Genomic DNA, 15,167 nt, shown 5'->3' on the forward strand with positions numbered 1-15,167 from the left:
AGACTCTCACTACGAACTACAAACTCCTCAAGGCGGATGCGATCCCCCCGCCACGGCAGGAAACAGGTGAACTCCGGGCGAGCTTATAGTTCGTAGTGATAGTGACAAGTTGTCAGTTGACCGTTCAAGTCCCCGCAACGCCAGAACCGCCATGCGCCGCACGCTTCGCCTTGCTCCCGTACTTCTGCTGGCCTCCTGCACGTCGCTCACCGCCACCACCGACAACTCGGGCTTTCTCTACGCCACCCTGCGCGGCACGGTAACCCGGGCCAACGGCACGGCGGTGCCCAACGTGGAAGTGGGGGTGTCGTGCGTGGGGGCCAGCAACGACCCCGTGGGCTTCACCACCGACGCGAACGCGTCGGGGGCCTTCGAGGTGGCGCTCAACATGCCGTCCATCTTCTCCCCGCTGGAGGGCCCGAGTTTCGTGTGCCGCGTGCTCACGCCCGTGATAGGGTTGCCGCTGGCGGAGCGCTCGATCACGGTGGTGGTGGGCAGCAACCGCAATGCGCGCCCGGTCACGACGGTGTCGCTGGTGGTGCCGTAACGCGCCGACCGTCGTTCAGGATGGCAGGCAGCAGGAGCAGCACACCCAGGGTGCCCGCGACCGTTCCGCCCGCCGTGGCCAGGGCAATGCCGCCGAACAGGGAGTCGGCGTCAGTGCCAAGACTGAGCGGCGCAAGTGACGCCAGCGCAGCAAGAGTAACGAGCACGATCATGCCGGCGCGGTCGAGTGCTGCGCGCATCACGGCAGCGGCGCGCATGGTGCCCGTGCGGCGACGGGCTTCGAGCGCGGCATCCACGAGCAGAATGGCCTGATTCACCGACAATCCCACAGCGAGGATCACGCCCACCGCGGCTTCGCGCGTGAACGCGGTGTCGGTGGCCCAGAACGCCGACACCACGCCGGTGAGGGCGATGGGGAGCGAGAGCAGCACCATGATGGCCCCCCACACGCTGTCGAACACCAGCGCCACGGCAAGGACCACCAGCGCAGTACCGAGCGCGAAGACGAGCCACAACCCCTTCGCGCTTTCGTCGTCCTGCCCGAAGAACTGCTCGGTGAGATCGACGAACGTGTATCCGGCCGGCGCGGAGAGTGACCGCATGAACGACTTGTGCGTGCGCTGCGCCAGCTTGTTGGGGCCGCGGAAGTCGTAGCTCACCTGCCGGATGTACTGCTGGTCCTCGCGCTCCACACTGCCGAGGGCTTCACCTTCGCGGATGGCGGCCACGTCGGCGAGGCGCACCGGCGTGCCGGCGGGCGACATCATGATCGCCTGTTCGAGCGCCGCGAGATCGCGATTGGCGGCGCCGGCGTCCTTCACGGTGACGGGCAGCTCTTCGCCGCCGATCTCGAGGCGCTGCGCGCCCACCTGCCCGCGCACTTCGCGCGCCAGTGCCGCGGTGAAGTTGGCGGTGGTGAGCCCCACCCGCGACAGCTTTACGCGGTCGGGTTCGAGCGTGATGAGGGCGCTGCGCTGACTCCCGCGCCAGCCACCGCTGGTGATACGCACATCGCGCACTCGTGTGATGCGCTCGAGCCGTTGCTTCACGTCGAGCGCCAGCGCTTCCACCCCCGCGTACGAAAAGCCCTTCACCTGAATGCGGAAGCTCGCGAAGCTGCCGCCCTCTCCACCGTTGGAAAACGACTGGCCCTCGCCCGACACGGACACACTCGCTCCCCCGAGCAGCACACCGCGCTGTGTGAGTTGCTCGTACAGCATGAGTGGCGAGGAGGTGAAACCACCTTCGCGGGTGAAGCGCACGGTGAGTGATGCGCCTGTGCCACCGCCCTGTGCCCGCACCTGCTCCACGCCCGGCGTGGCCACGGCAAGCTGCTCGAAGTCGCGCATGCCCGCATCGAGCGTGGCCGGGTCGGAGCCGCGCGGGAACGAGAGGTACACATTCACGGTGGTACGTCGGTCACCCCAGTTGCCCCAACTGCTGCGCGGGACCTTCTCGACGAACACCCACGTCATGCCCGCGACGAGTGCGACACTCACCACCCGTGTGACCCAGCGATGCCGCAGCGACAGCACCAGCACTCGCATGTACTCCCGACGCGCCCAGCCCGCCCCACGCCGCTCTCCATGTCCTGCCCCTAGCGCGTTTGCCTTCCTCCCAATCCCCTTCCCCACCGCCGGCACCATGACCAACGCCGTAAACACACTCCACGCCAGCGCGATCACGAACGCCAGCGCAAACGGTGTGAATGCCGCGCGCGTATTGCCCTGCAGGTAAAGAAACGGCAGCAGCACCACCGCCGTGGTGAGCGTGCTCCCCAGCACCGCTGGCGCCATTCGCCCCGCCACCTCGGCGCGCAGCGACGGCGTATCCGGCGCGAGCGCGAGCCGCTCCACCACCACGACTGCGTTCTGCACCAGAATGCCCACGCCCATCCCGAGCCCCGCGAGCGTGAGCAGGTTGGCGGGAATACCGAAGAGGTACAGCGTGAGTGCCGTTCCCGCGACCGCCACCGCCGTGGTACCCATCACCGCCCAGACCGCGCGCCGCGGCCGTAGCATCAGCAGCAGCACCACTGTCACCGCGAACATCGCCAGCCCGCCGCGCCGCGCGAGATCCTGCAGCTCCTCCGCCAGGGCAATGCTATCATCGCTCGCGACGTTCAGCCGCATGCCCGGTGGCAGCTGCGGTCCCAGCGCCGCAATCTCGCGCCGCAACATCGCCGCCGTGGCGATGGCATCGGCGCCCGGCTGGCGTGTCACATCGAGTGCCACTGCGGGGCGCCCGTTGATGCGAAAGAACTGGCCGCGTGCGTCTTCTTCGGCTCGCACCACCGCGAGCTCACCCAACCGGAAGCGCCGGCCACCCGGCGCCACCACCGGCAGCGAGGCGAGCGAGTCGAGTGCCGCCGGCTGATCGCGCAGCACCACGGCCTTCACTTGGGTACCGCGCGTGAGTGTACCCAGCGAGGCCACTACACGGGCCGAGGCAACGGCTTCATTCAAGCGTTCGGGAGCGATGCCGAGCTGGCGCAATCGTGCGGCATCGTAGCTCACCGCAACGCCGAACGTCGTTCCACCACGTGACGTGACGCCGGCCACGCCGGGAACGTTCGCGAGGCGCGGCTTCACCCGTTCGTTGAGCGTGCGCTGCAGCGCGCCCGGCGTGTACGGGCCCGTGATGATGAGCGACAGCAGCGGCGCTTCCTCGAGCCCCTCGGGCACGAAGTTCGACACACTCGGCTGCGTGACGCCCGGCGGCAACTCCTTGCGCAGCAGTTCGAGCCGTTCGAGAATGCCGAGCCGCGCCATCTGCACATCGGCCTGCGGCTCGAGTTCCACCGTGAGCGATGACGTGCCATCACGACTGGTGCTGTTCACGCGTTTCACGCCGCGCACGCCCTGCACCGCCCCTTCGAGCGGCGCGGTCACGTACGCCTCCATCACCTCGGGCGACGCGCCGGACCAGGTGGCATTCACGTTGAGACGCGGCAGCTCCACGGCCGTGCGCGTGGCCAAGGGCAATCGCGTGAAGGCCATGCTTCCCGCCAGCAGCAGTGCCACCGCCAGCGCCCACATGACCGCCGGCCGGTTCACGGCGGCGCGAATCACGCTGTGCGCCCGGTGGAAGGTGGCTCCGGCAACGCGCGCACGGTGGCGCCGTGGCGTCCTTCGAGCACGGCATACGCCGTGGGGAGCAGGAAGAAGGTGACCAGCAACGCCGAGATGCTGCCGCCGATGATGCCGGCCGCAAGCGGCTGATAGAGCGCGCCGCCACTACCCCAGCCGAACACCAGCGGCAACACGCCGGTAATGGTGGTGATGCTCGTCATCGCGATGGCGCGCAGCCGTTTGGCGCCGCCCTGCAGAATGGCGTCGTGCAGCGGCACGCCCTGTTCGCGCAGTGTGCGGATGGCATCGAGCTTCACCACCGCTTCGTTGTCGGCCATGCCGATCATCACCACGATGCCGATAAGGCTTACCGCGTTGAGCGACTGCCCCGTGAGCCACAGGAACATCACCGCGCCCGCACCGGCGAGCGGCACGGTGAGCATCACCACCAGCGGAATGGTGAAGCTCGCGAACTCGGCGGCGAGCACGAGAAACACCAGCGCCGCCGCGAGCACCGCGACCAACACGAGTTCATTGCTCGTGCGCGCGCGTTCGGTATCGGCGCCGCCCACCTGCCAGATCACACCAGCCGGGAAGGTCACGCCTTCCAGCGCACGCTGAACCGCCTGCGTGGCGCGCGCGGTACCGCCTTCTTCCACCAGCGCTTCGACGATGGCGACCGGCCGCTGATTCACGCGCACCACCTCGAGTGGCGCGCGCACTTCCTTCACCGTGACCAGCTGTGCGAGTGGCGCACCGCGCAGCGGTGTGCGCAGCGCGGCATCGAGGTTCTCGTTCGCGAGTCCGGCGTAGCGTACCGCAATGGGGGTGCGGCGATCGGTCTCGCGCAGCGTGCTCGCGGTCACCCCACCCAGCGCGCCCTGCAACGCACTCACCACCAGCTGCGGCGCAATGCCACGCTCGGCCAGCCGATCGCGCTGCAGCGCCACCTCCACCACCGGCTGCGTACTCGCATACGCCTCGCGCACATCGGCCAATCCTTCGAGTGGGGCCATCACGCGCCGCACCGAATCGCTCCACGCCTGCGAAACCGCTGCCGACGGCGCCGACAGCTCCACGCGCACCAACCGCCCCTCGCGGCCGATGAGTGCGCCGAACTCAGACTGCCCGGCGAGATCTACCGACAGCGCCCCGTTCGCGAGATCAGGCAGCCGCGTGCGCAGCGCCGCCGCAATGTCCGATGCCTTCGTGCCCGACGGCACCTGTACGATGACCTGCGCCGTGGCGCTCGACCCCGGGTCGGCACCCGCGAGAATCTCTTCATCAGTGGCCTTGCCCACGCGCGCATACACATCGCGCGCGCCAAGTGTGCGTGCCACCTGCTCCACCCGCGCCACCTGCGTGGCAGTGGCATCGAGACTCGTGCCCTGCGGCAACGACAGCTGCGCCACCAGCACCCCGTCGTCCACCCGCGGCAGAATCTCCTTGGGGAGATGCCACACCAGTACCGTGGTAACCACCACAGCAACGAGCGCCATCGCAAACACCGCCCGCGCGTGGGACAACGACCAGACCATCCCCCGCTCATACAGCTGCGTCAGCCGATGCCCCAGCGCCGTCAGCGCCGTTCCATCAGTTACCGCAATCCGAGTTTCCACCCGCCGTGCTTCCGGCGGTCCGCTGTTCCCCCGCCTCCTTCCCACGATCATCACCGGCATCAGCGTCAGCGCCAGCAGCAGGCTCGCCGCCGTCGTCGTCACCACACTCAAGCTCAAGTCTCTGAACAACGCCGCCGCCAGCCCCTGCACGAACACGATGGGCCCAAACACCAGCATCGTGGTAAGCGTGCCGGCAAAGAGCGGTGCACTCACATCGTTGGTGCCCATGATCGCCGCCTCGCGCAACGGCATCCCTTCATCACGGCGTCGCCCCACTGCTTCGGCCACCACGATCGCCGTGTCCACCAGCAGCCCCGTGCCCAGCGCGAGCCCGCCCAGCGACAGCACGTTGATGCTCACGCCCAGTGCCTGCAGCGCCACCAGCGCCATGAGCACGGACAGTGGCACGGTGAGCCCGATGGCCAGCGACAGGCGCCAGTCGCGCAGGAAGAGCAGAATGATCAGCAGCGACATGATGCCGCCGGCCACGATTTCCTGACCCAGGTTGGAGAGCGCATCCACCACGAAGTCGGCCTGCGCCGCCACCACCGTGAGCGCGAGCCCCGGGTATTCCTGTTCCAGCTGCGCAATCTGTTCGGTGAGCCGCTTCGTGACCGCCACCGTGTTGGAGCCCGCGTCCTTGTACACCACCAGGCCGACGGCATCGGCACCGTCGAGCCGAGTACGCGTGTCGGGCTCGGCCAGCGCGAGCTGCACCGCACCCACATCGCGCAACAGCAACCGCCGTTCGGGCGGGCCGATGGGCGTATCGAGCAGTTCGCTCGATGACTGGAACTCCGTGAGCGCGCGCACCGCGAAACGGAACTGGCCGCGGCGAATGGTGCCGCCGGCGCCGGTCACGTTCTGCTGCGATATGGCATCGGCCACATCGGTGGTGGTGAGCCCGAGTGCGCGCAGGCGGTCGGGGTCAAGCGACACGCGGACTTCATCGCGCGGAGCACCGGCTACGGCGACACTCGCCACCCCTTCGATCTGTTCGAGGCGACGCGCGTGCACATCAGCGGCGGTGCGGGCGAGGGTGCGCAGGTCCACGCCTCCCTCACCCACTTTCCCGGTAGCGCGTGACGTGAGCGCGAGCACGGCGATGGGCCGTTCACCCGGGTCGCTGGTGAGCAGCGTGGGGCGATCGGCCTTCTCGGGCAGCGTGCTGCGCGAGGCATCGAGCCGTTCGCGTACCGCCAGCACGGTGGCACGCATGTCGGTGCCCCAGGCGAAGCGCGCGGTGGTGGTGGCCTCGCCGTTGCGGCTCACGCTGCGCAGCTCCACCAGCCCCGGCGTGGCGCCGATGGCCTGCTCCACCGGCTCGGCCACGAAGCGCGACACCTCAGTGGCGGCAGCGCCGGTGTACGTGGTGCGCACCGTGAGCACCGGCAGCGACACGTCAGGAAGGAGCGACACCGGCAGCCGCGACAGCGATACACTGCCCAGCAGCAGCACGGCCAGCACCACCGCCACGGTGGCGACCGGGCGGCGTACGGCGGCGGCGGCGACACTCACCGGCTGTTCGTCTGGCCGTTGCGCTCCCGGTCGCGCACCACGCGCACCGGCGCATCGTGTGTGAGCGTAAGGTGCCCATCGACAATCACCGCGTCACCCGCGCGCACGGGAATCTCGCCGCTGCTGCTGTCGGGGAGCACCTCGGTGAAGGTGCCATTGCTGCGCCCCGGCACGATGTACGTCCACTGCGCGCGACCGTCCTTCACCACGAACACCAGGGGTCGCCCATCGCGCTCGATGACCGCGCGGGCTGGGACAAGTCGCCGGTTGCGCAGGCGAGCGGCCTCGAGCTGTACATCGGCGTACATGCCTGGGCGCAGCAGCGCGGTGCTCGCCACTCGTACCACAGCGTGACCGGCCCGGGAGACGGTGTCGACCAGCGGCAGTACCGCTTCGATGCGTCCGCGCACCAGCTGTTCCGGAGCACCGGCGCTGGTGATCAGCGCTTCGCCCCCCTCGCGAATGAGCGGCAGATCGTGCTCCAGCACCTGCGCGTCGATGACCAGCCGGCGGGTGTCCACCACCGTGGCGATCGCCTGGCCGGCGGCGACCTTTTCCCCCGTGGCCACGTTGATCACCTGCACCACCCCGGCCACCGGGCTCGTGATGAGCGCGCGGGTCTGTTCGTAGCGTGCACGTTCGAGTTGCAGCCGCGCCCCGGTGAGCCCCGCCTTGTTCATGAGGGCGCGGCGCTGTTCGGTGGTGGGGCCGCGTCCGGTGACGAGCGATTCCGGTACATAACTCTCGAGGAATCTCTGCTCGGCTTCGTCGGCCTTGGCTTGTGCTTCGCGGGCGGCGAGATCGAAGGGGTACGGATCGAACTTCACGAGCGTTTGGCCCACGGCCACGCTCTGGCCCGGGCGCACGATCAGCTGCAGCACCGTGCCGGCGACCTCGGCCTTGAGCGGCACCACAGCCTCGGAGCGCACCTGGCCCGTGGTGCTCACGCGCAGAATGAGATCGCCGTCGGTGGCGCCTTCGGTGACAACAGGGAGGGCGACAGCGGGGGCGGAGTCGGCGGGTGCGTTCACCGTAGCTGCCGTTGTGGATGATCCCGTAGTGGATGCCGCCGCGAGTGGGTCGCCGTTGGCCGCATCTCCTTTAGCACTGTTGCACCCGGCGATGATCAGGCTGCCCAGAGCAACTGCGAGCGACCACCCTTTCGCTGGTATACATCGTTCGATGACTGCTCCCCGAACCATCCCGTGTGTCATGATCCCTCGTGCTGCGAATGATCCAGCGAGCGGCTGCGCCCGTCATTGCATGCGCGCCATCCGATTAGTAGCGTCCGGAGCGGAACAATGCAGCGTGCAGTGCGACCCGTCCGTCCTGTGCCGTCAGCGTTTGGAAGCCGAGGCGACATCGATCCGGACGATGCGGGAGGTTCCCTCGTCCGCCTCCTGCACCCCGACCAGTCGCTCGCCATAGGCCCCCACCAATCGCACGACATTGGGTACCCGCACGCGCCGCTGTAGGGTGCCATCGGCACCGATCACATCCACCACGCGATCTGTCGCGCCAGCTGACGAGGTGTTCACGACGACGGCGTTCCCCGACGTGGTGCAGAACAGCTGCTCGAGCGCCAGGCGCGCTGCCGGCTTGACGGCGAGCCGCTTCGCCAGGACCTCCCGGAAGGCGGGCAAAGGGGGCGCAGTTTCGAGCGCCTGCGTCGAGAGCGCCGTGTATTCCTCATCGGACATGGGTTCGGCCTGATACGCCGGGCGATGGATCGAGTCGCTCGCACTCGAGGTCCCCGCACGAAAGCGTCGCACGGTCCACCCGTCACTGAACGCGGTGATCAGATCACCGTTGCCGCACACATCCCAAAGGAGCGCGCGCTCCCACGGGAGTCGTGCGAGAGCCTGCCCTCCAATGCCGTGCACCGCCACCGCACGATCCACGAACCGCGCGACGGTATCGGTCCATCCGTCTCGCGCCATGCTGAAACGCAGGATGGTTGCCGAAATCGTATCGCCAATGGCTCGTGCCGGCGGGAGCGTGTACGCGTGCAGCGCACCGCGGCGGATGCGCATGTTCCGGAAGTACGGCGGCGGCATCACGCTCGTCCCGACTGCGGAATCGCCAGCGATGAACGTGGAGAGGCGCGCATTGGCGACATCGAAGACGGTGACCCCGTCGCCCTCGAGTCCGCTTTCACCAAGCGCGATGGGTGCGCGCACCTCCCCGGGCCCCCCGCCGGACCGCGCGCCGATGCGGACTGTACCAACCGAATCGATACGAGACAGGGCGCCGCGAGCGAGAACCCACGTCTCACGCTTCGCTATCGCGACGTCCTGCACTGGATCAAACACACATGCAGTTGCGGGCACAGCCACACACAGTATGGTGTCAAGCACGGCAGGCTCGGCAGCCTGCGATGCATACGCCGCCTCCGTTATCGCACCCGCTGCGTTCGCACGCTGCTCAGGCTCGGCATCACGACAGGCTACCAAGGCGATGAGGGGAAGACCCACGATGATCTTCCACCGGCGCGATACCGCACGCGCGAGCGCCTCGCAGACAACCACTCGTGAGATCACTGTTTGGATTCCCGAAGCATATCGTCAAATGTGGGTGCGTCGAAGTCGGCAAGCTGAAGGCGTACACTCCGCCGTCAACGGCTTCGCCAACGCCGCTGGCACAGCCACCGTCGCAGCAGCGACTCCCAAGGCCACAAGAATGCGCTTCATGCTCTCCTGCGAGAAACTGATTGAATCGATAGCGCCTCGTCAGCGCCCACAAACCTCACTCTGAGGGCCGCCCGTTACTCCGAGGTTGCCCTGCGTCATTGTCTGCGAAACGTCTACGGCCGACTTCACTCTTCGCGGCAACGATTGCGCCGAGTTAATCTCCTGTCAATACCCAGGCTCGTGGTCAAGTAACGAGAAGTGTGTAGTTCGCTTCCAGTAGGGGAGGCGGCTACGACGCGCATGGGGTCTTCAGGGCACGCTTCACGTTGATCGTGGGCGAGGCGGGCATGATACAGCGCCGCTTCGCCCACTGATCGCGTCGGTCGGCGGCGAGCGCCGTGGCGAGACGCAGGTCGCTCGCCTCACTGGGGAAACTGCGAACGACGCGGGTGCGCCGGCGGATCTCTTCGTGTTCGCGTTCGAGCTTCCGGGCGCGCCACGCCGCGAGCTGGCCATCGAGCTGCTTGGTTGCCCGGCTCACGGTACTCGAGTTCACCGTTTCGCCGCGGCGCTGCTCGACGATCTGGCGCACTTTGCGTGTCGACACGCCCTGCAGATAGCACTCGGCCAGCGTGCTGAGCAGCGCGTGCGGGACCCATGGTGCAGCCCCCGCCGGGTCTCGCTGCGATTGTACGGCGCGGCCCCAAGGAAATGCGCGCATTGGGCCTCAACGGCTTGCAGGACGATCGTCTGCCGCAGGGCGCCCAAGTGATCGACGGGCGGCGCCAGGGTCAGGCCGCTGGATTACTGGAGGAGCCGCTTCGGGCTACCCTGCATAACGGCAACGGTCATCGGTCAGTTTCCGGGCTTCGTGAGTCGGCAATCCCACTGGTGAACAAGGGCACCCAGAAGAAGGTCGGTGGCCGTTTCCGCGTCCAACGCAGGCGGCCACCATCCCGAACTTCACATAATCAGCTACACGAACTTGCGGGACGAGCCGCAAGCCTCATCTCGTGGCCTACTGTCTGCCCAGTCTCTCAGCGTACCGACAGCGCCAGCAGAAACGTGTCGCTCAGCGGCGCTGGAGCGTTTACACCGCCACGTGCTCCGCGCCGTCGTCGCACTCGTGTACCCCCGCGAGGAACGCGAGGTCACCAGGCCCCTCTCCCGGACGACCTGTTCGCTCACACAACTCTCCACCTGGGCCGAAGCGCCGCACTTCCCGAACAGCGGCGTCGCCGAGGTGTACAGATCCGGCTCGTCCAATCGCGACGTCGACAACGCTGAATGGGTCCTGACCAGGCCGCGCCGGATCGACCCCGACAATCTCGAGCGGTGCCTCGGAGAGCTCCCAGACTGCGATGGCGGCGCCAGGCGATTCCGGCGTCGGTGTGTCGCTGCTTGGAGAGCAAGCGCATGTCGCGCCTGGCAAACGCATGCCGAAGATCGCGTGGGCACGTCTGTGCAAACTCATCACTCCGGAACAGAAGTACCAAATGGCGACCCGACGATGACGCGCCTCGTCTACCTGGACACTTTGGAGGAAGCACACCGATGGAATACATGACCGACCTGCAGGACCAGCGAACGCGGTGCATATCTGATGAACGAACGACTAGCAGCAGCAATCGATCAGCATTGGAGGTCACGTCAGTGAGACCCCGACCGCAGGTAGACCTCGACTGTGGTGAAAGTGACCCGACTGGTGTAGCAGTGCCCCGACTATGGTGGCTGTAGTCAGACCATCGCCACGGCCCCGACCAACACCACCACGGGCCGATCCAAGACGCGCTACGGTAGTCCGGCCATTCGTCGAAGCGTCGGCACAACGCCTTCCGCGTCGAGCAGCATCATGCCAAGGTGCACGTCGGACACCCCGCGCAGTACGCGATGCGTGAACAGCGGAGTCGGTCCGGCGATGTCTACCTGCATGCACCAGCACGCAATACCGCCATCGTGCGTGACGCTATGCGCAACACTGGCGAGGTGGGACGCAATGACGAACGTACCGTGCGGCGCATGCGCGAGTCCCTGCACCAGCAAGGCGGTGGCCTGCGTTGCGTCGGCGATGTTGGTGCCGCGAAACACCTCATCAAAAATCGCCGCCACGGCCTCGCCGCGCGCAACGGCGTCGCCGATAGTGCGCACACGGCGTATCTCCGCGAGGTAGAGGCTCTCGCCGCGCTGCAGGTTGTCGCGCACGGTGATCGACACCATTAGCCTGTCAAACAGCGGTACCATGGCCAAGTCCGCGGTCACGTTCATGCCCAAGTGTGCGCAGTAGATGGCGATCCCTAACGCACGGAGCAGCGTGCTCTTGCCGGCCATGTTCGGACCGGTCAGGAAGAGCACGCGTTCCTCACGGGAAAGCGCGATATCGTTGCCCACACCGTGCGGCAGCAGCGGATGGCGAAGTCTCTCGAAAGACACCTGGGCGGCACCGAGCGGCGCGAGCTGCGGCGTGATCCCACCAAGGGCCTCCGATGCGGTGCCCAGCGAGCAGAACGCGTCGAGCTGCCAGATGGCATCGATGAGCGCAAGCAATAGGTCGCGAAGTGGCGTTCCCAGTGTATCGGCATGCACCGACGCCGTCACGCCAGTTGACGTACCGCGAACCATGGCATCGAGCCCGGCGAGTGCGTTGGTGTTGTCCCGGGCGACTGCCGCACAAAGCGTCGCTACGCGCGGGTCGTGCACGGCGTTGGTAAACGCGCCGACAATGCGCTCGAATGCGGCGTCACTCGGCAGTGCCGCCAGCCGAGGCTGCAGCAGTTCGCACTGTCGCAGCAGTTCTACTACGTGGCGCAGCTGTGCCGTGAGTTCAGCTACGATGTCCCGATGCCGGATCGCGAATACCGCGCGCTCCACCGGAGACGTAGGGAGCAGCACGCAGTTACTCGCCAGATAGCGGCCGACCTGCACCGCGAGTCCGTGCAGCTCGGACTATCGAAACTGTGGTGACAACGCCGCGAGTGCGCGCAGCAACTGCTGCCGCGCGATGATATCGGCAATCGTGCTGAGTGGCGCGGCGATGAGGCGCTTGAGCGCGTCGCATGCTGGCCGCGCATGGGTGTGATCGAGAAGACTGGCCAAAGGCCACTGCCCAGCGGCGTCGGGGAGTAGTCCGAGCTCGGAAAGCGATGTGGGCTCTGCGCGCATATCCGCAAACCGTAAGGTTGAAGATGACTCCAGTCAATGGTTGCGAAAGAAGGCTAGCGCCAACCTCGCCTGATCGTAACGCAGCGACCCACCGATTCAAGCAATGGTGAAGCATACTGGCGGCTGCAATTCGCTGACTGATGGCAACCGTAGCGGGGATCGGCGACCTGTGTTGCGAACGCGTGATGGATCTGTAAGCTTCAACGTGTTCCTTTGTTCTCAATGACAGTCGCTACCCCGAGAGAAACGATATGGCGAGTCTGCCCGGGTCCTCCGCTCAAGTCATTGCCTTGCGCGACTTGTTGAATCGAAGTCCGGTCCGCCGGCAGGTAGTGGTGCACCTGATGCAAGGATGCTCCAGAAAAGAAATTGCTTCGCGAATGAACAAGTCGCCTCATACCATTGACGCACATCTCAAGGCGATCTATCGGATCGTGGGAATCGGAGATCGCGCCGTAGTCGTTCTGCTGGCAAGTCAGATACTCGAAACTGTTCTTGATCCATCGCCCCCCCCGGAATCGGGTACTGGCGTTCAAACATAACTAGACGAAGGTTTGCGGTGGTTCCGTAGACTCCCCCTCGAACCGAACAGTTGAAAGTTAGACTTCGTTGACCCTCACCTGAGCAGCTGATGCGGGAGTCGAAGTTCACCGAGACCCAAACTGTCGGATCCTACGCGAAGCCGAGGCTGGCGCGGCCGTGGCCGACCTGTCGCGGATGCACAAGATCAGCCGGCCGACGTTTTTCTTGTGAAAGAAGAAGTACGGCGGCGTAGGGGTAGCGGAGATCCAGCGCTGGAAGGAACTCGAGCGGGAGAACGCTCGCCTGAGGCGCATGCATGAGGACCAAGCGTTGGAGCTCACCGCCATCAAGGATGTGCTCACTCGAAAACTGTAACGCGGTCTGCGAGGCAAGCCGTTGTGACTATCTTGACAGAGGACCATGGGCTGCCGGTGCAGCGCGCCTGTCAGATCGCCCGATGCTCGCGGACCGCCTTCTATGAAGCAGGAGATCCCAACCAGAATGCCTACCTCGAGCGCTTCAACCGTAGCTTCCGGGAGGAAGTGCTCGATGCATGGGTCTTCACTACGCTGGCCGAAGTGCGTGCGGTCAGCGACGAGTGGCGACACGGCTACAGCACCGAACGGTCCCACGAAAGCCGCGGGAACGTGCCCCCCTGACCTTTCTCCCGAGACCAACCAACACCACCTCGTCTAATTCTCAGACTGTGAGCTTGACGGGGAGTCTACGGTAAGGTTTCAGCGAATGAGTGGCAGGTTGACAGTGGTACATCACTTCGAGGTTGCTTCGATGCGATTGCGTGGAGCGTTGGTTGTATTGGTCCTTTTGACCGCAGCGTGTCGTTCTGACTCGCCCGTGCCTGATTGGGAAAACGCCGGCGCGCCGACACTCTCCGTTTCAATCGCCGAGACAGCAACGACATGTGGTAAGTGCCTGTCTCTGCGGGAGATCGTGCGTATCGCCCCGGACAGCGGGCCGGGCATGGTAGACGAAAGCCACTACGTCTCCATCGACAGCATGGGACGATTGATCGTCAGCAGAGCTTCGGGACATCAGGTGTACGAGGCGAACGGGCTGTACTCCCGGACGATTGGTCGTCAGGGGAGTGGACCACTGGAGTTCACGTTGCCTGGGCCTGTCACCGTGGACGCTAAGGGGAACATCCATTTTTTCGACCCGGCGCTCAATCGCGAGTCCGTCATTGATCGCCACTACGATCTCATTCGCGAACGCTCGTTGCGCCTTGGAGTGGTGTATGACGCGATCGCTGTGGGCGACGGCCATACGCGATTTGTCAACGCGCTGTCGATGGAACCCGTCAAGATCGGCAATACCATCCACCGCGTTGACGATGACTCCGTCACCGTATCCTTTGGCGAGCCGGACGATTCGACGTTTGCACCCGCCTCGGTTGCGCTTCAGCGGCAGCTCGCGATGCACCCATCCGGCAACCTGGTGTCTGGGCGCCGTTTCGAGTACGTGATTGAGATCTTCTCGCCGACCGGCGAACGTCGATTGCTCGCACGGCGTGGGGGGGTGTGGCCCCAAACATCGGGCGAGCCCGACCCGATAAAGCGCGGCGCAAAGCTCAATGGATACTTGCAAGACATCGAGGTGGACTCACTCGGGAGCGTGTGGGTGCTCTCCATGGACCCTCGTAGTGATTGGGAGCGCTTTGCGAAGAATGCTGCATTACCCAATGGGATGTCGGTGCTGATGCCTATTCCCGATTCGCCCCCGTGGTTCCGGAGCCGCTTGGAGGTGCTGGACCTCCGGACTGGCACTGTCCTGGCATCAAGGGTCTTTGACGACCAGCTATGGGGTTTTCTTGGCGCAACGCGCCTGTATGGGTACACCTATGGGACACAGAGCGAGCCGCAACTCGTGGTTTACAGTGTCAACTTTGCACCGAAACCCTAGCCGGAGCACTAACCATGAATGATCTGAGACGACTTGTACTTCGCCTGTCGATGTTTCTCTGGGCCCTCGCCCCTGCACAGCTTTCCGCTCAAGGCGGATGCGGTGGTGCTTGTCTGCCGTGTGCTGGTGCCCCTTCCAGCGCTTGGAAGTATGGCGGCCTAAACGGCACGAACCACCTTGCTTTTTGTACGCCAAGCTATAGTTGCGTAGCATGCAACTTC

8 protein-coding genes and 3 pseudogenes are annotated in these 15,167 nt (G+C 65.6%); 3 read left to right on the forward strand and 8 right to left on the reverse strand.

What is annotated here, in order from left to right; all coding sequences use genetic code 11:
* Positions 1–151: 151 nt before the first annotated feature.
* Entirely contained in the window at positions 152–547 is a 396-nt protein-coding gene (locus tag O9271_RS09080; protein ID WP_298268533.1) for a hypothetical protein, read from the forward strand.
* Here the strand turns inward: O9271_RS09080 and O9271_RS09085 are convergent.
* The 8 genes and pseudogenes from O9271_RS09085 to O9271_RS09120 form a co-directional block, all read right to left on the reverse strand.
* Positions 519–3,578 (reverse strand): efflux RND transporter permease subunit, encoded by a 3,060-nt coding sequence (locus O9271_RS09085; RefSeq protein WP_298268535.1) that lies wholly within the window; start codon positions 3,576–3,578, stop codon positions 519–521. The genes O9271_RS09080 and O9271_RS09085 overlap by 29 nt on opposite strands.
* The gene (locus O9271_RS09090; RefSeq protein WP_298268537.1) at positions 3,575–6,715 is read right to left on the reverse strand and encodes an efflux RND transporter permease subunit; all 3,141 of its coding nucleotides are present in this window, start codon (positions 6,713–6,715) and stop codon (positions 3,575–3,577) included. Before O9271_RS09090 ends, O9271_RS09085 begins: the two co-directional genes overlap by 4 nt.
* The gene (locus O9271_RS09095) at positions 6,712–7,746 is read right to left on the reverse strand and encodes an efflux RND transporter periplasmic adaptor subunit (protein ID WP_298268539.1); all 1,035 of its coding nucleotides are present in this window, start codon (positions 7,744–7,746) and stop codon (positions 6,712–6,714) included. Before O9271_RS09095 ends, O9271_RS09090 begins: the two co-directional genes overlap by 4 nt.
* A gap of 306 nt (positions 7,747–8,052) precedes the next feature.
* Positions 8,053–8,895, reverse strand: a complete 843-nt coding sequence (locus O9271_RS09100) for a hypothetical protein (RefSeq protein WP_298268541.1) — start codon at positions 8,893–8,895, stop codon at positions 8,053–8,055.
* A 739-nt stretch (positions 8,896–9,634) separates the two neighbouring features.
* Positions 9,635–9,829, reverse strand: a pseudogene (locus O9271_RS09105) (transposase); the annotation flags it as partial.
* Positions 9,830–10,066: pseudogene (locus tag O9271_RS09110) on the reverse strand (transposase); the annotation flags it as partial.
* Positions 10,067–11,136: 1,070 nt separating this feature from the next.
* Positions 11,137–12,234 (reverse strand): hypothetical protein, encoded by a 1,098-nt coding sequence (locus O9271_RS09115; RefSeq protein ID WP_298268542.1) that lies wholly within the window; start codon positions 12,232–12,234, stop codon positions 11,137–11,139.
* A gap of 54 nt (positions 12,235–12,288) precedes the next feature.
* Positions 12,289–12,504 (reverse strand): hypothetical protein, encoded by a 216-nt coding sequence (locus O9271_RS09120; protein WP_298268544.1) that lies wholly within the window; start codon positions 12,502–12,504, stop codon positions 12,289–12,291.
* Positions 12,505–13,135: 631 nt separating this feature from the next.
* On the opposite strand from O9271_RS09120, the pseudogene O9271_RS09125 reads away from it, so the two are divergent.
* Positions 13,136–13,759: pseudogene (locus tag O9271_RS09125) on the forward strand (integrase core domain-containing protein).
* A 122-nt stretch (positions 13,760–13,881) separates the two neighbouring features.
* Positions 13,882–14,946, forward strand: coding sequence for a hypothetical protein (locus tag O9271_RS09130; RefSeq protein WP_298268546.1), 1,065 nt, complete (start codon positions 13,882–13,884; stop codon positions 14,944–14,946).
* The last annotated feature ends 221 nt before the right edge of the window (positions 14,947–15,167 follow it).

Origin of the sequence: Gemmatimonas sp. (assembly GCF_027531815.1) — a bacterium.
Taxonomy (GTDB): Bacteria; Gemmatimonadota; Gemmatimonadetes; order Gemmatimonadales; family Gemmatimonadaceae; genus Gemmatimonas.